A 19,796-nucleotide genomic window follows, 5' to 3' on the forward strand; every position below is an offset into this window, starting at 1 on the left:
AAATATCCGAAATAGCTGCAATACGGTCCGATGTGTTCTACTTTGCGCGAGAGATTCTACTTTACTGAGATATGTTCTACTTTTGCGCGGGATTCTACTTTGCTGAGGAGTGTTCTACTTTTGCGCGAGATTCTACTTTTCTGAGGTGTGTTCGACTTATATTCCCTCCTCATTCCTATCGGACCGAGGGGACCCTATTTCGATGATTCGGGGCATTTTGCTCGACTATCGGACTCAGATGCAGCTATTGACTCATTTACGTAGTAATTCTGGACAATTTAATAACAATAAGAGCTATACAGTCCGAAATCTTTGTAAAATGACTCAAATTTCCGAAATAGCTGCGATACGGTCCGATGTGTTCTACTTTTGCGCGGGATTCTACATTGCTGGGGTGTGCTAGACTTTTGTGCGGGATTCTACTTTGCCAGAGTGTCTTAGTGTGTTCCAACTTATACTCCTTCCTCCTACGCATCGGACCGAGGGGACCTTATTTCGATGATTCGGGGCATTTTGCTCGACTATCGGACTCAGATGCAGCTAATGACTCGTTTACGCAGTAATTCTGGACAATTTAATAACAATAAGATCTATACAGTCCGAAATCTTTGTAAAATGACTCAAATTTCCGAAATAGCTGCGACACGGTCCGATGTGTTCTAACTATGATCTACTTTGCCGATGTGTGCTCGACTTTTGCGGGGGATTCTACATTGCCGATTTGTGCTCGACTTTTGCGGGGGATTCTACATTGCCGGAGTGTGTTCGACTTTTGCACGGGATTCTACTTTGCTGGGGTGTGCTCGACTTTTGCACGGGATTCTACTTCGCTGGAGTAAGTTCCGATAGATAGTAAAGTGCGGTTTTAGTAACTGCCGAACAGCAATGTACCTAATAGTAATGTAGTACCTATTAGTAAAGTTCGATAAAGTAGCTAATTTCATCAACTGATCTATCAAAAAAGCCGACTCTCCGGTTAATGGAGAGTCGCTCTTTTGTAGTGATTTCAGCTTACTTCAAAATCAAATTATAGATCACTTGAGCCGCTTCTGCGCGCGAAGCGATTCCTTTTGGTGCAAACCGTTCATGACTTTGACCTTGAATCAGTCCTAGACTGGCCGCTTCATTAACAGAAGCAGTGGCCCAAGCAGACACCTGATTTATGTCGGTGAACGCTGCGGCAGTTGCGCCGTTAGTTGTTGCACCGTTGGTTGTTTCACCATTGGTTGTTGCGCCGTTGGTTGTTGCACCATTGGCTGTTACGCCGTTGTTCAGCTCGTAAGCCTTCATTAGCATCACCGTGATTTCTTCACGGGTGATTTGTGCTCCCGGCTCAAACTTGGACGCACTTCTACCACTCACGATTCCCGCCTTGTAAGCGATTGAGATAGGCTCCGCATACCAGGCAGATGGAGCAACATCAGCAAAGCTTTCTTTTCCTGTCGCGGTCAGTCCAAGGGCATGAACAAGCATCGAAGTGAACTCGGCACGTGTAACTGCCCGGCTTGGTTCAAACTTTTCTTTGCTTGTGCCCTGCACATATAGCTTGGACGACAGCTCTTGGATTACTGGGTTAGCCCAGTGATTGGCCGGCACATCGACAAAGATGCGGTTCAACTCCAGCACAGCATATTTGCTGAAGTGGCTGACCTCAGCTTTTAATACACCGTTAGCATAATCAGCTTGAATATATTCCAGCCTGCCATTGTCCGCGATATAATAAACACCGCCTCGTTTAGCATTGAAGCCTTCTGCCACTGGCATGATGAGTGTTATTGGCTTATCAAATGTAGCGAGTGTGTCTGTAATGCCTGACTTGGTGGTAATAGAAAGACTAAATTCATAGATGTCTCCCTTGAGTACAACAGCCGCATTAGTAGAACTAGCCACTGTAGCAACTAACTCATCGGCCTTGCTGCTGAGGTTCACCATCTTCAGGGCAATCGTGCTATCTTCCCGCTGTCCCTCTGGCAGCTTGTTTTGTAGCTGGTGAATTAGCTCCGCTGGTACCTGCAAGGAGAGCTTACCCGCATTCAAAACTAGGGTGTGGTTCGCCAACTGTCGGACTACAGCAGAGGATAACTGAAATTGTTGGATGTCCCCTTTAATCTCAACCACTACCTGGCCAGTAGAACTGTCCAATTCCAGCATATCTGGCATGAGAATCAAAGTGCCCGCAACATTCTCTTGACCCGAAGTACTGCCAGAGGTACTACCAGAGGTACTACCAGAGGTACCGCCATTGTTTCCTGGATTCCCAGGATTACTAGGCTCTCCAGGATTACTCGGTTCTCCCGGACTGCTCGGTTCTCCTGGATTACTAGGCTCTCCCGGATTACTAGGCTCTCCTGGATTTCCTGGCTCTCCCGGATTTCCTGGATTGCTCGGTTCTCCTGTAGAGGCCTCTTTGACCGTGATTTTTGCCGATGCTTTGAACCCACCGTCTACCGTTTCCACAGTAATGGTGGCCTTTCCAGCTTCTACAGCGGTTAATGTTCCGTAGACTACGGTAGCTACAGAGGTATCGCTCGAAGTCCAGAGGACTGCTTTATCCGTCGCATCTTCCGGCGATACCGTAGCCGTCAATTTGCCGGTTTCACCTGCGGTCAACGAAAGCTCTTTCTTATCCAGTGTTATACCGGTTACTTGCTTAGGTGCAGCCGTCAATTTTACCAATTTCGACTCTGTCGGCTGCAAGGACAATTTCATAGTTCCTGTGACAGAGGAAACTTCTCCTGTCCAGAGATCTTGCGTAGTATAAGTCTCTGCAGCATCCAGTCCAGCGCGGCCAAGATCAACTTGCTTATCTGCCGAAGCAGATGCACTGTAATTGAATACGGCCAGATAATAATCATTGCCATCCTTCATAACAAAAGTATCAGCGGCATTGGCGTTTGTATTTCCTTCAAGTGGCTTGAACACTTTTCCTTTTAAAGCTAAATCGAGAACATCCTTGTTGTTGAACAAAGCGGTCATGTACTCCTGTGCTTTTGAGTCGTTAACATTGTCAGAGCCAAGCAGTACTGTTCCAGCGATAACGCCAGAGTTCATACGGCTACGCGCTTCAGTCAAGCTGGTAGCACGGGCCAATGCCAAATGATCAGGATCGGTGTAGGTGTAGATCGTGCCATTTTGCCAAAAGCCATAGGTTAATGAATTCAGCATATATTCGGTTTCATTGATCTTGCCGTATGTGTCGCAGGAAATTCGTCGGCTATGCGCATATTGGCTCGGGAAAATAGGCGCAATTGATGCGCTAATGAACATTTTTCCATCCAGACGTTCTTTCACATAACGCATTCCTTCATTATAAGCTTGGATTCCTGTCGTTATAGTTGGATCGAAATGTTGCCCCTCAAGCGAACCATGCGTTAAAAAATCTAATTTGATGAAGGTGAAGCCCAGACCTTTAAATTTGTCCAAAAAATAGTTCATGCGCAATTGGGCACCAGGATGTGTTACATCCAAAGGAAAAGCCCCGTCCAGAGTTGGCAGCGGTTGACCCGCGGCATCCTTAAGGACAATATCGCCGTAAGTATATTTATTGTCAGTTCCCTCTACAATCTGGTTCATATTGTTGCCCCAGTATACAAACGGTGCCCAATAAATACCCGCATGCTGGCCATTGCCTTTAATTACCGATACGGCGTCAGCCAGCTGCTTATCATTCAGATTATCCCAATAAGAATCCATATTAATAAAAACATTGCCGTTATTATTGAAATTTTGCAGATTCTCTTTATAGTAATTGGAGACATCCACTACATCCTGATAGGAAAGCGTACCCTCGTAAGCTCCCCAGCTATTAAAACCAACCGGTACGCCTTGTGGCAGCTCGGGGTTTAGCTCAAGTGCAGGTGTAATGATCGCATTAGCTTTACCATACTCCTCAAGCCCTGTACGGTAATCACTGAAAGCCCCTACCATGATCATAGGTGAGGATAAGTTTGTTCCACTTAAGCTGCCATGAGGCTGGGTATCGCGTGTGACATCACTAGCTGCACCGCCATATACGACCAGTTCATTCAGCCGATTGGCGGAACCTTTCCAGTCGATGCCTGTCTTCCAGGTATCATGAGTTACAGAGCCAAGCACAAGGCCGCTGCGTGTCGAGTTGTTAAACACAGTAGTCACCTCATAGCTGGTATCTGCACGGTTCATAGATTGAGATTTATAACGAATCCAAGCATCGTTGTCAAAAGGAACTGTAAGCACACGATTATCCGCACTAGCTCCGATATCCACACCACCTGTACGTTTTACGGTAATAGGTGACATATAGTTGGTCTTGACCGCTGTATCGCTGGCGACATCCAGACGGGTCAGAAAATACTTTTGATCGTCATAAAACTTGTAGACCTGCTTTAGCGTCGGTTTTCCTGTGGAAGTGTGGACAAAAGTTAGCTCCACGCCTTTGCCGAAACCATCCTGAATTTCTACCGGAGCACCAACAATTGTATGACTCTCATAGCTTGTAGTCTCAACGAGCGTATCGCCGATTTTGATACTGCTATAGATCCCATGCAGCTTCTGTCCGTCAGCCCAGTTATAGCTTGCATATCCAGACTTGGTATTATAGGACACTTCATATTGGCCATTTGATACAAGCAGTCCGTAAGTATATTCGGTAACTGTGATAGCTCCGTAGTTCTTCGAAGCGCCCGGTGTTCCTAAATCACCGTCTTCCTCCACTGGGGGATTAGGATCCACACCCATGGCTGGCTCAACTATAATTCGGTCCAGATCTGGCGCATACCAGTTGCCATCTGTAAATTTGATTGTATTCTCGCCTTCGTTCAGTGGCAGTGTAAGTTCATACATTCCAACCGTATCCCAGTCCGGTGTCTTGGGCAGCTCATAATACTGTTCTGCACCACCATTCGCACTAACGTAGAAGCTGCGTGGGTCACCTGAAATGTAGGCGACTGTGATTCGGTAATCACCAGTCATAGGGGCTGTAATCTTGTTGAAGGTTATGGAGCTGCCGCTATTCAAGTACCCTACCTTCTGGCCACCCGAAGCATTCGGGCTTTCGGAAACTTGGGCCTCACCTGTCAAAACATTGAGCGGAGATTCTGCTTCATAGCTGAGGGTATAAGGAATAATTTCTATCCGGTCGAAATCTGGAGAATACCAATCATGATCTGAGAAGGTGATAGTATTCAAACCCTCTACCAAAGAGGCCTCCACATCATAGGTTCCCACGGTGCTCCAGCTTGCCGTCTTTGGCAGGTCGATCATTTCATCCATTCCATCGTTAACCTGCATATAGACAGGACGTTGATCGCCGGAAATATAGGAGATGCGGATTAAATACGTTCCCGCTACTGGTACTGCAACATTTGTGAACTGTAAGGAACTGTTTTTGTTCAGATCCGTTACGATTTTACCGCCAGAGCCCACACTGCTGTCCGCCACTTTGGCGTTGCCTGTAAGCATATTCTCAGTAGCCTCGGCTTCCATGATCACACCATGCAGCTTCTCCTTCCAGTCACCTCCGGGTCCTTCACCTGGATCGCTGTCGTCTAGTCCACGGATTACGATCTTATCGATGTCTGGAGAATACCAGTTGTTGTCATCGATCAAGATGTTATTAGCACCCGCGTTCAGCGGAAGCGTCACATCATAAGTGCCTACCGTATCCCAGTCCACAGTCTTGGACGGTTCTTCAAATTGCTTGTCACCGCCATTGGCACTGATATTAAACGGGCGCGAATCGCCAGAAATATAATACACTGTAATTTTATAATTCCCTGGCTCGTTTACGGTCACATTATTGAACAACAAGGAGCTGCCTTGATACATGCCGCCCACTTTTTTCCCTCCGGAAGCCGCTGGGTGGTCAGAAATTGACGCATTACCCGTCAGAATATTCCCATCCGCTTCAGCTTCATAGCTATTTGTATCCTCGGCGTAAACCTTGCCGGCAAACTGACCACCGCTGCCTAACACTAAGCTGATCATAAGAAAGAACAAGAACCCTCTTTTCATTACACGTCCAAACATTTAATCCCTCCATTTAACTTTCTGATATAAGAAAAGCCTTCCGGTTGCAATTCATCAGTTGTTCCTTTTTCCAAATAACGTCTTCAGAACTCCTCTCCTTGTTGTAAGTAACGTCATGTAAGGAATGAACGGCCCGTACCGATTACTCTCTCAAGAATGCTGTATCCAACTATTGCCGTCTGGATTTCTTGAAAGCGCTATCGCAATTAGATTTGTAAAAAAGCTTCCTTTAATCGCAATAATGAATCAAGCCCCTCACATGTGCTGAGTTGTAATACATGCTTATTGTAAAAAGCAAAGGGGCATCTTTCCATATCGCAAGTTTACAATTCATAAAGGAAAGCGACTTTTCTTTCTATTCAGTAAGCAGAAGTGCGGAAGGTTAAATATTTTTCCTATACTCGTTAGGTGTGACCCCAAGGTTCTTCAGAAATAGAGAAATAAAATAAGACGTGCTTTCGTAACCCACTCTCTGGGCAATATCTTGAATCTTCAGTGACCCGTCTGCGAGCAGCTCCTTAGCCTTATCAAGCCGAATACGGGTTAAATAATCGTGGATCGTGATGCCTGTTTTATCCTTAAAAATAGATCTTAAGTAGTTCGGTGACAGATAAACCTGATCAGACAGACTATTAATCGTAATCGGCTGATCGTAATTTTGTTCGATCACGGTGCGAACCTTGTGGACGAGCTTTGTATTTTTATCCATAAGTCGCTCACCTAGCATGCTCACGGCATCACCCGCAGTGCCCAGGATTAAATCCTCGATCTCATGTAAAGTCAGCGCATTATAGATGGAATGATAGAGCTCCGCCCGCTTAAAGCCCTCGGGAACCGACTGATGCAGCTGCTCTAGCAGTTCATCAACAAGATCAATCGCCCAATTACAGATGATTTTTTTCTTGATTCTCAGCGTGGCCAATCCCACGAAATATTGATGCAGCTTTTGTGCGGCCTGCTCGAAGTCCAGCTGATTGATAGCTTCAAACCACTCTTTTCTCTCAAAAGGTGGCATATGTTCACTGTCGAACTGATTCGAAATAGCCGCGGCATGAATAATTAAGCCCGTGCCTTTATAAAAACGTTCATTTAAAATCACACGCGTCTGCTTATACAGATTATGGACCAGCGCTAATTCTGCTGCCAGCGCCCCGACTGCTGCCGTCACCGTAAAATCCAGCGCACTACGAATAGCCACAGCTAAATCCTCCCAAGCATAATAGCCAGGTTGTTGAGTTGCTTCCATAAACACACCTGTCTCGCCATCCTTGTAAGGAACAAAAACAACCTCTATATTTTTCGCCTTAAAAAAGTGATCCAGATAAGAGATCAGCCGGCTCATACACTCTTCCAGACTCTGCTGCTCACCCTCCGCCTCTTTGGGATCGATGCTGAACAGTGCCATGGTATAACGATTACTCTCTGGGAGACGTGTCAGCCTGTTGAAGTTATTTGCCAGCTCTGCGGCTTGCTCCGCATTTTTTTCAAAAGAAAGTTCCTTAAGAATTTTAGTTTTAGCAGCCTCCATAGAACGTTGTTTCATCTGAACCTCTTCGCAGCGTGCTTTAACCTTTTCGATAACGCTTTCAATTTCAGTCAAATCTAGCGGCTTCAGTAAATATCCGACAGCTCCTACATTAAGGGCCGATTTAACATAGTGGAATTCATCATGTCCGGTGAGGAACATAATTTGCATATGGTCATAACATTCATGTATTTTTTTAGCCAACTCAATTCCATTCATTATCGGCATCTGAACATCTGTAAGAATAATATCCGGTTGAAAAGCCTCTATTTTCTCCAAAGCTTCTCTACCATTGCTCGCTGTTCCAACGACATAGATGCCCATCTCTTCCCAGCGGATATAATCTCTCATCATCTCAAGACCCATTTCTTCATCATCTACCAGAAAAATACTATACACCTGAGGTTTCCTCCTACTTGTTGTCTGTATTTGCTCCTATTATATTCTTTTCCCCTTAGGCGATCATCGACCAAATTAATGTAAGTCATTTTCAGGCATGAATCGTTACTTTGTAAGATCTAATCCCAACGTGCTTGTAAAAAGGCTATCGGGTCCTAAGCAGACCAGATAGCTCTTCGATACCTACTCATCATTATTCGGACGCATAATGAAAACGGAGGCTCATCGCCCCCGCCGAATCATTATAACAGCTCCAATTGGCTGTTGAAATAGTAGCTTCCTCCTGTTTCTGCTTGGAAGGTATTTCTCTGATCTCCCCATCGAAGGGTCACCGTTCCCGGTGAGTAGGTGCGAAGCGTAGCTTCCGTCAACTGCCCCTTCTCCCAAACTATGTCTACCTCTACCTTTCCTTTGGCTCGTAATCCAGACACCGATCCTGTATTCCAGGCTTGCGGGAGCGCTGGCAACAGATGAATTTCATCCGCGTGGCTTTGCAGCAGCATCTCTGCAATGGTAGCCGTCCCGCCAAAGTTGCCATCCACGACAAAGATATTGCACTCTGCTCCACCAATCCCTGATTTAGAGAAACTGAACAGATTATCGAAGCACAATCCGCTAATCAAATGAGAGATATGCTTATACGCCTTCTCCCCGTCATATAGTCTGGCAAAACTAAGGCCAAATAAGGCGGCGGTGAACTCTACATCCTCCAGTTCTTCCTGAGCCATCCGGTTCTCCAGCGTTACCCTTGCTGCCGCACTTAACTCCGGTGTTCTGTCCGGTGTAATCTGGTTGCTTGGATACAAAGCGAACAAATGAGCCAAGTGTCGATGCTCAGGTTGTGCTTCCTCATAATCTTCAAGCCACTCCTGCAGCTGACCTCTTTTGCCAATCTGTAGCGGGGGTAACTTAGCAATAGCTTCCTCTAGCTTCAGCTGAAGCTCAACATCTGTATCAAGTAACACCGCAGACTTCAGGCAGAACTCGAAAAGATCCTGCACGAGCACTTGATCCATGGTCGAGCCCATAGACAGCTGCTGTGCACCCTCGCTGCTATCTGCGGGATAGAAGCTGTTCTCTGGCGAGTTCGAAGGCCCCGTCACCAGCCAGCCATATTTCGGATGAATCGTCATATAGTCGAGGAAGAATTCTGCGGCTTCTTTTAGAACAGGATATGCCTGGCGCTCTAGAAATACACGATCCTGACTATATTCATAATGCTCCATCAGATGGGTTGCAATCCATAATCCGCCTGTGACATTGAGCCCCCATGAGGTTTCCCAGCCCGGAGCTGTAAACCCCCAGACGTTAGAGAATACATGCGCCACCCATCCTTTGCTGCCATAAAAATCGCGTGCAGTTGATCTTCCCGCCTGAGATAAATCTTCAATATATCGCATCAATGGAAGATGGCTGTCCCCAAGGTTCACGACTTCTGTCGGATAATAATTCATCTGTGTATTAATATCGAGATGATAGTCGCAGCTCCAGCCCATACGGCAAGCCTCACCGTCATTCCAGATTCCCTGCAAGTGCAGTGGAAGAGGTGAATCTTCCCGTGATCCGGCAATGGTCAGGTAGCGGCCATACTGGAGGAACAATGCGAACAAATGAGGGTCCTCCACCTGATCCTGTGCCAGCAACCTAATCCGCTGATCGGTAGGCAGACTTTCTTTCCCGGAGCTTCCCAATTGAATATCCACCTTTTCATATTCCTGACGGTAATCTTGAATATGATCTTCTTTTAACTGTGCATAACCTTTGGTTAAAGCCTGCCGTAGGTTGCTGTAGCTCTCCGTCTCCCAATCCTGGTTGCTCCGGCGATAATCGGTACTGACCCCAAAATAAATCCGGGCCTCATTAGCTCCGGAAACTCTTAATCGGCCATCCCCCCTGTAGATCGTACCGCCGGATAGACTTACTTTGAGCTGCCCTTTTGCCCATACCCCGCATTTACCATTACTGTGCACCTTTTCTGTAGCTTGCCCCTTGAATTCAATGGTGTCGCCATCCACAACCTCAGTCGTAAACGATTCTGTGCCACCTTCGATGGCAAGCGTAAAGGATACACCTCCAGGCTTATCGCTCCAAATTCTTGAAACTACCAGATCATCGGCATGTGAAGCGAAGACCTCTCGATGGATGGTTGTTTCGCCGCTCTCATAGACCGCCCCAGCCACTGCACTTGTCAATTCCAGCTCCCGCCGAAACATACCGCCTGGTTCAACATCCACATCCTGGGCAAAATCAATAACAACCTCGCATAATCCCAGGTTCGTACCGAAATTTTGTTTTTTAGGCTGTAGGTACTGTTTGGCTAAACGATCACCGCTGTCATAATCGCCGGCAAAAAAGTGACTTTGCGCCTCTTCAAGCGCAGTTCTACCTCCGGCAGGAGCAGGGTCGGGATCCTTTTGCCCAGACCAATAGGTCACCTCGCTCATGCTCCAAACCTCACGATGCGGCGCCGCCATTATAACAGCACCTATTCTTCCGTTGCCCAATGGCAAACCTTGCGACCAGCTTGTTGCAGGGGTTGAATACCACAATTTAAAATCGCTCATTAGATCGTCTCCTGTCTGTAATAGACCTTCGAAATTTGTTGTTAATTAATCCGCTTTTTTTGTTATTAACATTGTGTATTTATCGCATTTATCGTAACATCATCAGTACTAATAGTCTTTGTTGACTCGTTCATTCATTTGACAATTTATCCGTTATCCCAACATTTAACTACAATCCAGAATTAAGAAATACTTCTAGACAAGGGGTATAGTATGAACAAACTATCTGAAATCACACCGTATGTTGGAGCAATCATGCCTTATCTGTACGACGGCAGCAGCAATGAGCATCTGCGCGTCGGCAATGCCTACGCTTTTCATCTGTTTACCGATGGCCCCGGTGAGATGGAAATCGACGGAATACGTTATCCGATTGAGCGTAGAACACTGGTGTTTCTCCGTCCCGGCCAGCCACATGCCTTTCATATTTCCCCTTCTCATCCACTCTCGTCCTACAATGTCTATTTTGATCTGTGGGACAAGCAGTCACCTATGTCTACTAATCTTTCTTTTATCCATGCGCCTGAACCCTTTAGGCTTGAGAAAAAGGCCACCGAAGCCCCCTGTGCCGAGCTGAACGAATTGCCTTGCGTCTTCCCGCTAGCTAAATATCCACAGCTATACGATAGTCTTGTGATGATTGCCAAAATATACAATGAAGCGATATTCTACCGGAATGAAGCGGTCCATAGCTTGTTATACGGTTGGATATTAAGCTGGTATAATGCCCTCCATCAGCATCAGCCAAGCGATTATCGGATTGTCCGCCTGTTGGAGTATTTGAACACTCATCCCGAACGTGGTAAATCTATCGAAGACTGGGCACAGCTCTGCGGACTCAAGCGAACCTATTTTCATGAGCTGTTTCTGCGAGAAACCGGGATGACGCCGCGCGCTTATCATCATAATCTCGTTATGCGACGGGCGGCAGGTCTGCTTCTGGAGAGCGAGCTAAGTGTTACTGCCATTGCTGAGAAATTAGGCTATCCTTCGATCCATCCCTTTTCCAGACATTTCAGTGCCTGTTACGGCATAAATCCCACACAATACCGCCTTAATCCGCTAAGCCGAATACAAATATAGGTTATAAAAAAAATACGCGCTATCCGCAAGAAGCAGAGGGCGCGTATTCTTTTTTATTTTGCTGTCAATTTGAAGATTTTAGATTCTGCGGGTTCAAGCGTAACTTCCAGCTCTCCTGAGGTTTCCCCTTCTACACCTTCCCATAGGTCCAGCAGCTGGTAAGCACCTTGAGCATTCAGCCCTGCACGTTCTAATGAGATAGATCTAGGAGCGGATTTCACGGCATCGTAATTGAAGACGGCTATATAAAAAGCATTTTCTTCTGCAGATTCGAGCACAAAAGTATCACAGGATTGCTTGCCGAGGTCCCCTTCTATCGGTCTGAAGGTTTTGCCAAGACGAGCAACATCCATAATGTCCTTATTGCTCAGCCAAGCTTTGGCCCGGGCGGCGGCTTCCTCTTTTCGGAAGTCATCCCCTAGCAGCAGCACCGTTCCCGCGATCACCGAAGCGGTTAGTCGGCTCCGACCTTCATGCCAGACCGTGGCTTCCTGGTTATGGCTCTTGTACAGTACGGAATGGTCAGGATCATTGTAACGGTACAATGAATCGCTCATCCACCAGCCATGGGTTAAAGAGTTGAGCATGTATTCTGTATCCTGCAGCGTGCCAAAAACATCACAAGAGACACGCCGGCTATGTGCAAATGCATAAGGGAACAACGGTGCGATGGACAGATTAATAAAGAACGGTCGACCAATTACCTCTAGAGACAGCTTGTTCTGCAAGTAGGACATACCGTAGTGATACGCCGCAATGCCCGTCGTAATCTCCGGATTGTGATGCTGCCCTTCCAGTGCGCCATGTGCTAAGAAATCCAGCTTGATATACTCGAATCCTTCCGAGATGAATTTATTTGTATACCAATCCATTCTTTGCAGGTTCCCCGGATGTGTGGGGTCAATGGCTAGCCCTCCATCAACATCCGGCAGAATCTCTCCTTCGCTGTCCCGAAGCAGGATATCGCCATAGGTGTATTTACCGTTCGTACCCTCCACGACATCTCCGAACTGAGAAGGACTTCCCCAGAAAGCGAAAGGGGTCCAGTAGGTTCCCGGTCTATGACCATTCTTCCGCACTAGCTCAAGTGCATTTTTCATCTCTTCTGCTGTGAAATTATCCCAAAAAGCGTCAAAGTTGATGTACAGCGTATCCTCATTCTGGAATCCTAACGGCTGCACTTCTTTTTTCAAAAACTCACTGGTCGACGTATACAAATCATAATCGAGTTCAGCCATTGCGGCAGACCAGCTATTCCAGCCAACAGGAACGCCACCCTCCCAAGCCAGCGGAGCTTCAATCCATGTATTGGCCCGGCCGTAAGCTTCAAGACCTTCTCTGTAATCGTCATAAAAACCTACGAATACAAGCGGTGACTCCACTCTTTTGCCTTTTACATAACCGTGCGGCTGAAAGTCGCGGGTTAATTCACTCACAGCCCCACCGTAAAGATCCAGCTCCTCGATCTGGCCGCTTCGCTCGCTTTTGATACGGATACCCGTTTTCCACACCTTATGAGTTATGGAACCCATGATAATCCCTCGCCGGCTATCCGGCGCGAACACTGCTGTTACCTCGTAGCTCTCTGTATCCATAGGTGGCTTCACCACTGTATATCTGACCCATTTATCGTTGTCGTAAGGCACACGCAGGATGCTTGGTTCATCCGGCTGACCTGACTCGCCGCCGAGTGATACCGATTTGCTCTGAATGACCGCCATGCGGTTCGCTTTGATATCCTCATTGCTTGCGATCGCACTTTGCATCAGCACATATGAGGATGACTCATAAATATAAAAATGCTGCTCCAGCTGTGGCAGCAGGGATGTTTCATGCACAATCACTAGATGAACACCTTTGCCAAAACCTTCACGAACAACCTCTTCCTGCAACTTCAGCACGTGGCTCTGATAGTGTTCAGTATTATATTCCCGGCCCTGCCAGCGAAAGGCGCTGCGAATCCCCTTTACATGTGCAAAAGTCCCGCCGACAACGGATGACTCACCTGTTCCGAGATCAATCTCCAGATTCACTAGGCCATTGGTTACACGGATAAGAGACGTTGTGTCTGTATTCACGTTTACGGTTGTATTACTGTCAGTTAGCATAATTTGCCTCCTTGTTGCTGCATTTTGGACCTTGAAGGCGGTAGTCTCAGTAGCTGTATCCCCCAAGTATGACCTCATTATAAAGAGCGGATAAAGCGTTTTCTATACAACGATCTTCCGATCCATACCGCGATCTAACACATCTTACCTAAACACTGCTGGATCCTGAAGATTCATGCAGCAATACAAAAAACAGCAGCAGGACCAGACGTTCAGGTCCTACTGCTGTTCATACGCTTATTAAACGGATTATTGCTGGTCATCAATGATAAGCTTGTAGGATTGCCCCGCGGTTGTAGCGAAGCTTACCCTTCCTTCGGCGGAACGTTCACATTGTATATCGTGGCTGCCACAGGTTACCTTAAGTGAAGTATCCATGCGGATCACACATTCTGTGCCCAGCAGGGAAGTGATCTGCGCTTCCACTAGCTTGCCGTTGTCCCACTGAATGCTGACTTCAAAGCCACCGCGGGCACGTAAGCCTGCAACGCTTCCCTCCTGCCATTCATTCGGCAATGCAGGCAGTAGTTCGAGATAGCCGCGGTGAGATTGCAGCAGCATTTCGGCAATCCCGGCGGAGGCTGCAAAGTTGCCATCAATCTGGAACGGCGGATGTGCGCCGAGCAGATTGGCATAAACTCCGCCGTGATTATACTGCTCCGACTCCCCGTCCTTCACCAGCCGCAGCATGTTGGAGAGCAGACGCAGGGAACGGTTTCCATCCCGGAAGCGGCTCCATAAAGCTACTCTCCAGCCCAGACTCCAGCCTGTGCTTTCATCCCCGCGCCGCTCCAGCGAGGTTCTTGCCGCAGCAAATAGCTCAGGGGTCTCTTCTTCTGACAACTGGCGGCCCGGATAAATACCAACCAGATGCGAGGTATGTCTGTGATACATGTCCTCATCCTCAAAATCAGAGGACCATTCCTGCAGTTGCCCGTACTTGCCAACCTGCATTGGCAATAGACGCTCACGGGTACTTTTCAGCTCTTCACGCAAAGCTTCATCCGTTCCAAGAATCACAGATGCCTCGATACAGTTCGTGAACAACTCCCAGATCAGCGATATATCCATTGTGGCACCCGGGCTGACCGCAGCCACACCTTCCGCTGTCCGGAATTTATGCTCTGGTGAAGTGGACGGGGAGGTCACAAGATTGCCTTTGCCATCGTCAATTAGCCAATCCAATGCGAACAGAGCCGCCTCTTTCATGACAGGATAAGCCGAAGCCCGCAAGTATTCAGTGTCTCCGCCAAAAGCATAATGTTCCCAAAGATGCTGAGTCAGCCAGATACCCCCCATTGGCCAATAAGCCCAGCTTGGATCTCCATCGCCATAATCACCTACCGGTGCAGTGTGTGCCCAAAGATCCGAGTTATGATGAGCTACCCAGCCCCGGGTGCCATAGTTGGTCCGAGCGGTATCCGCCCCTCTCTTCGCCAGATTGCCGACGAAATCCAAAAGTGGCTCATGACATTCTGCCAGATTGCAAATCTCAGCGGGCCAATAGTTCATTTCTGTATTGATATTCAGTGTATAGTTACTGCTCCAAGGCGGACGAGTAGAGGCATTCCATATTCCCTGAAGATTGGCAGCCTGCGTTCCGGGGCGCGAGCTTGCGATCAGCAAATAACGTCCGAAATGGAACAGCAGCTCAACTAGACCCGGATCTTGCGCGGAGTAAGTCGTAATCCGCTGCTCGGTTGACATTCCTTCCGGCGCCAGCGGCTTGCCCAGCCGAAGCTTCACCCGATCGAAAAGTACCCGGTAATCGGTGATATGCGCTTGAAGCAGGCTGGTATAAGACTTGCCTTGAGCATCTGCCAAGAAAGAGGCTGCAATGGTGGAGGCATCTTTTCCTTGAACTCCCGGGATTAGGTCATACCCGTTAAAGCCTGTAGCCGCACTGAAATAAAAGGTTGCCGCTGTCGCACCCAGCAAATGAATCCCACTGCCATCAACCGTTACTTGGCCGTCATCCGCCGTCACGGAGAGTTGTCCTTCGAAAGCCATTCCCTTGCTGCTGCCTGATTCACCGTATCGGATGGGATTGTCGCTCCCGAAATAGCTTGGATCTACATGCTCCGGTGCCGTTCCCGATAGTACAAAGCTGTCGCCTTGCGAATAAAGGTTGTGCCGGAGCGGACTTTCCAGCGTAGCATGCACATTCAATGCGCCTGGCACACTTGCGGTCAAACGAAGTACAAGCAACTGATCAGGATGAGAAGCGAACATCTCACGGGTATAAGTAACATTGCCAATCTGATATTCAATGCGATGCAGCGCATTTTCCACATCCAGTGTACGCTGATAAGAATGATAGACGTTGCCATGCTCAAAACGAAGCAATAGATCACCAAAAGGTAAATAAGATTGAGTATACGGCCCCATCATTTCTCTGGTCAGCGTGTCCGCCTCAACATAGCGGCCTTCTTGAATCAGCTGTCGCACCTTTGGCAGAACGTTTTTAGCACCGGGATTGTTACCCTCTTTTGGGTATCCTGACCAAAGCGTATCCTCGTTCAGACTAATTTTCTCCTGTTCCACACCACCGAAGATCATACCGCCCAGACGTCCATTCCCAATTGGAAGTCCTTCCGTCCATACATATGCTGGCTTGTCATATTGAAGTTTCATACGCGCTCTCCTCACCATCTGTCATTTAGTAAATTATCAGCAATTTCAACCTCACTGCAGGCATTTAATTCAATCGCATCATCAAGCCTCACCACTGCCTGCCGGAATTCCATTGCACTTAAAGACCAGTCCGCAGGTGCTCTTGGTACTAAGGGCCAACGCATCAATACTCTCAAACTTGGATTAGTGACATCCCGGTTCTCTTCCTCGCTGGCAGTATTCGAGATAAAATAAGGTTTCCGGATGGCCTCGTCCGGATAGAAATGATAGCAGCCCTTCGGCAATCCAGTAGTCCCGGGCCGGGAATTTCAGCGACAGCCTGAATTGCCCGAACCATGGCTGGCTGCGCGTCTAAACCAGAATCCGGCAGTACTCCATAATCCGTCAGGCGGATTACAGTAGGAGTAGTTAAGGCATTGTTCTCGGCAGAAGTGATCATCGGCACCGCCTTTCTTTTTTTGTAAACGCTTAATATTTGGCAGTATAATATCTCCACTTAAAATAATCAATTGTGCAGCAGTTTCAGAATACGCAGGCTGGTACCTTTACTCTGTTCGTCCTTCAGCCCCGTAATGCGTACTGTAACCCGCAGTTCTTGACGTTGTTCCCGGATCGGAAACATGGCGATAATAGGCCGAAAGGCAAGCGGACACCATTCATCGAATAAGTTCACAGCTTTATAAGAACTGTCATTAAGCGAATATTCAAAAATCCCGCTGTCCGGTCCGTAGAACAGCATCAAGCCTGCGCTTTGCCCGGTTACGGTAAAAGAAAACATAGCCTCCTTGCTATGGGTATACAGATGCTCTGTTCCAAAACGCCAGTTCATCAGCGGATCTCCTGCAGACAGTTCGCGAAGTTCGTAACCGTTCACATGATCAGCCGCGCGGAAATCAAGCAGACTGCCATATTCATAATTTTGCTCCGCTAAGGGTGGAATATCTAAAGAGCTTTCGCTGCTCAAATTCGTCTTGCCAGGAACAAGCGCTGTCTCCAGATACTCTCGCAAAAAGGAAGCATACAGCGCATGACCGTCATCATTGGGATGATATCCATCCGGTGCCAGCTTAGTCCACTCCATTTGTCCCGCCTTTAGCTGCGCATAGACTCTAGCTGCAAAATTAACAGAGGGAAGCTTATAATGCTCAGCTACTTCTTCATGGACAGCGATATTAAAGGGATTGCTCCCGGAGAGATTCTTCTCTGCTGCCGTATACAAAAAGCAAATATCAGTGCCCGGTGACAACCGTCTGCATTGGCGGACAATGCCCTCCATCCCTCTAATGGATTCTTCCCGGTCACTGCCGTCATTGACGCTAAATTCAACGAATAACAAATCAATTGTGCCCTGCTGCAGGACATGCTCCTGTAATCGATGAGCACCTAAAGTTGAGTTCGTTCCTCCCACTCCTGCGTTGATGAAGCGGAACTCCTGATCCGCAAACCGTTCCTGAAGATACTTACCGGTGAGCGCTCTCCAGCTATATGTGTCTGCTTCGGAAGCACCTGCCCCCTCCGTAATTGAGCCGCCTAAAAAGGCAACGGTCACAGTCCCTTTTTCCGTAAGCCTGCCGTTAATTTGAGGTAGTCCACGGCGCGGAACTACAAATGAATGATTGCAATGTTTCTCGTCTGTCATAACTCAACCTCCATCCATAAAAAACCATATTTTCTCCTTGAAATCAAGAAATCAGGTGCGGGGTCTATCATACAGCACCTGATTCTGATTTCAATATTTATTTTTTTGAAGTATCATAAGCCTTTTGTAAAATTTCGAGATAACGGTCAAGCTTCAAGTTCTGCAATCCCTTTACATAAGCGTCCCAGTCCTTGTTCAGATCCTTGTTGCCTGTGATGAATTGCAGCTCATTTTGTTCGATGTAATTTTTCAAATTTGTCTTCAGCAAGCTGGCTTCATCAATCTCACTTGGATCAATCCAGATCGACCAGATAGGGAACAACTCTTTAGGTTCATGACCTTCGTATAGCAGAGTCGCATCATACAATCTACGTTCGTAACCATCAGAAGCAAAGATGTCGGTACCTTGAACGTAAGTATCACGGTATTCTTTAGGCTCATAGAAGTGAGCCATACCACTCCAGCCCGCATTACGTGGTGCTGCGCCTTCTTCACCTGGAATTAATTTGATCATCGGTTTAACATCTTTACCCAACGCCACATCGCCTTCAACCGGATCGGTCCAATCGGTTCCCTTCAGGCCAGCTGCGCCATTCGTTTGGCCTTCTGGTGTGAACATATAATCCACCATCTTGATCAGTGTAATTTGCGCTTCTTCACTTGCTTTGTTTGTGATCACGAATTTTGCACCCGGGACTACGCCGCCTCCATCATGAGTCGCATAAGAAATTCCTGAAGGTCCCGAAATCGGAGGAAGCGGGTTGTAATGTGCTGAGCGGGTATTCCCCGGGTCGATGTTTACGAAGATCGCTGGGTGCATACCCGCACCGACACCTAGAATTTCTGCATCAGCATTTTCACCGATTTTCTTAAAAGCTTCCGCGTTTTGTGTAAAGGCACCCGGATCAATCAAACCTTCGTCAAACAGAGATTTAATATAGGTCAATCCTTCTTTCCACTCCGGGGTAATGGCAACAGATTGGACCTTTCCATCCTTCATGTTCAGGTAATTGCGATCATCATCATAAACAAATGCGTTCATCAAGAAAGGAACGATCCGTACGCCGAACTCCTCGATGGAACCGCTTAGCGGCACTTCATCCGCTTTGCCGTTGCCGTTCGGGTCTTGCGTTTTAAAGGCTTTCAATACATTTTTGAATTCCTCAGTGGTCTTCGGCATCTCCAAGTTAAGCTTTTTCATCCACTCAGTATTCAGCCACATTTTGCTAGGATAGGAACAGTGGAAGCATTCTGTATAAGCTACAAGTCCGTAAATGTTGCCATCAGGTGCAGTATTAAACGTTCTTAGGTCAGAGTTCTTTTCCATGGCTGCTTTAATATTAGGAGCATATTTATCAATCAGATCATTTAGCGGAATGAGTACACCTTGCTTGCCGTATTTCAGTAGATCGGCCTGTGAGAATTGATCAATATAGTGAGTAAGCAGGTAGGCATCTGGATAGTCGCCACTCGCCAGTGAGATCTGGCGTTTTTCCTGAGCACCATCCGATGGATTGATCTGCCAGTTGAATTTGAAATTAAATTTCTCTTCTACATGTTTTGTGAATTTATTGGTCGAAAGGTCGATGCCGGATTCCTGAACTGAGAACACGCTGATCTCAACCGGCTTGCCAGACGAACCCGAACCAGAGCCCTGCTGCGTGCTGGATGCGTTACCTGTATTTTTATTTGCACATCCGCTAATTACAACCGTAAATGCCATGACCAGAATTAGTAAAGTTATCAAGCTTTGCTTCTTCAAATATTATCACTCCCTTTTGTAATTTAGCAGGTGATACGATGATACCTTAAGTGTGTACTCCGGGCATACCTCCTTT

General features: G+C 47.2%; 10 protein-coding genes. 1 reads left to right on the forward strand and 9 read right to left on the reverse strand.

Annotated features, from left to right (window positions below):
- Positions 1–1,011 precede the first annotated feature (1,011 nt).
- The 3 genes from MHH86_RS22650 to MHH86_RS22660 form a co-directional block, all read right to left on the reverse strand.
- Positions 1,012–6,006: an S-layer homology domain-containing protein gene (locus tag MHH86_RS22650; RefSeq protein WP_051491279.1), complete on the reverse strand. Its 4,995-nt coding sequence runs from the start codon at positions 6,004–6,006 to the stop codon at positions 1,012–1,014.
- Between the two features lie 382 nt (positions 6,007–6,388).
- Entirely contained in the window at positions 6,389–7,930 is a 1,542-nt protein-coding gene (locus tag MHH86_RS22655) for a response regulator (RefSeq protein WP_036683251.1), read from the reverse strand.
- Positions 7,931–8,172: 242 nt separating this feature from the next.
- On the reverse strand, positions 8,173–10,494 hold the full coding sequence (locus tag MHH86_RS22660) for a glycoside hydrolase family 95 protein (protein WP_036683253.1): 2,322 nt from the start codon (positions 10,492–10,494) through the stop codon (positions 8,173–8,175).
- 213 nt (positions 10,495–10,707) lie between these two features.
- On the opposite strand from MHH86_RS22660, the gene MHH86_RS22665 reads away from it, so the two are divergent.
- The gene (locus MHH86_RS22665; protein ID WP_342479432.1) at positions 10,708–11,577 is read left to right on the forward strand and encodes an AraC family transcriptional regulator; all 870 of its coding nucleotides are present in this window, start codon (positions 10,708–10,710) and stop codon (positions 11,575–11,577) included.
- A gap of 53 nt (positions 11,578–11,630) precedes the next feature.
- On the opposite strand, the gene MHH86_RS22670 is transcribed toward MHH86_RS22665, so the two are convergent.
- The 6 genes from MHH86_RS22670 to MHH86_RS22695 all read right to left on the reverse strand — a co-directional run bounded on the left by MHH86_RS22670 (position 11,631) and on the right by MHH86_RS22695 (position 19,681).
- Positions 11,631–13,685 carry an alpha-galactosidase gene (locus MHH86_RS22670; RefSeq protein ID WP_341430760.1) on the reverse strand — a complete coding sequence of 685 codons (2,055 nt, stop codon included), beginning with the start codon at positions 13,683–13,685 and terminating at the stop codon, positions 11,631–11,633.
- Between the two features lie 249 nt (positions 13,686–13,934).
- A complete protein-coding gene (locus MHH86_RS22675; protein WP_342479433.1) occupies positions 13,935–16,319 on the reverse strand; it encodes a glycoside hydrolase family 95 protein in 2,385 nt (794 codons plus the stop codon).
- An 11-nt stretch (positions 16,320–16,330) separates the two neighbouring features.
- Entirely contained in the window at positions 16,331–16,483 is a 153-nt protein-coding gene (locus tag MHH86_RS22680; protein ID WP_176462660.1) for a hypothetical protein, read from the reverse strand.
- An 8-nt stretch (positions 16,484–16,491) separates the two neighbouring features.
- Complete coding sequence (locus MHH86_RS22685) at positions 16,492–16,758, reverse strand: hypothetical protein (protein WP_036683261.1); 267 nt, start codon at positions 16,756–16,758, stop codon at positions 16,492–16,494.
- Between the two features lie 66 nt (positions 16,759–16,824).
- On the reverse strand, positions 16,825–17,958 hold the full coding sequence (locus MHH86_RS22690) for an SGNH/GDSL hydrolase family protein (protein ID WP_342479434.1): 1,134 nt from the start codon (positions 17,956–17,958) through the stop codon (positions 16,825–16,827).
- Positions 17,959–18,055: 97 nt separating this feature from the next.
- Positions 18,056–19,681, reverse strand: coding sequence for an extracellular solute-binding protein (locus tag MHH86_RS22695; protein WP_342479790.1), 1,626 nt, complete (start codon positions 19,679–19,681; stop codon positions 18,056–18,058).
- Positions 19,682–19,796: the final 115 nt, after the last annotated feature.

It is taken from the genome of Paenibacillus sp. FSL F4-0097 (assembly GCF_038593125.1).
GTDB classification, from domain to species: Bacteria; Bacillota; Bacilli; order Paenibacillales; family Paenibacillaceae; genus Paenibacillus_AQ; species Paenibacillus_AQ odorifer.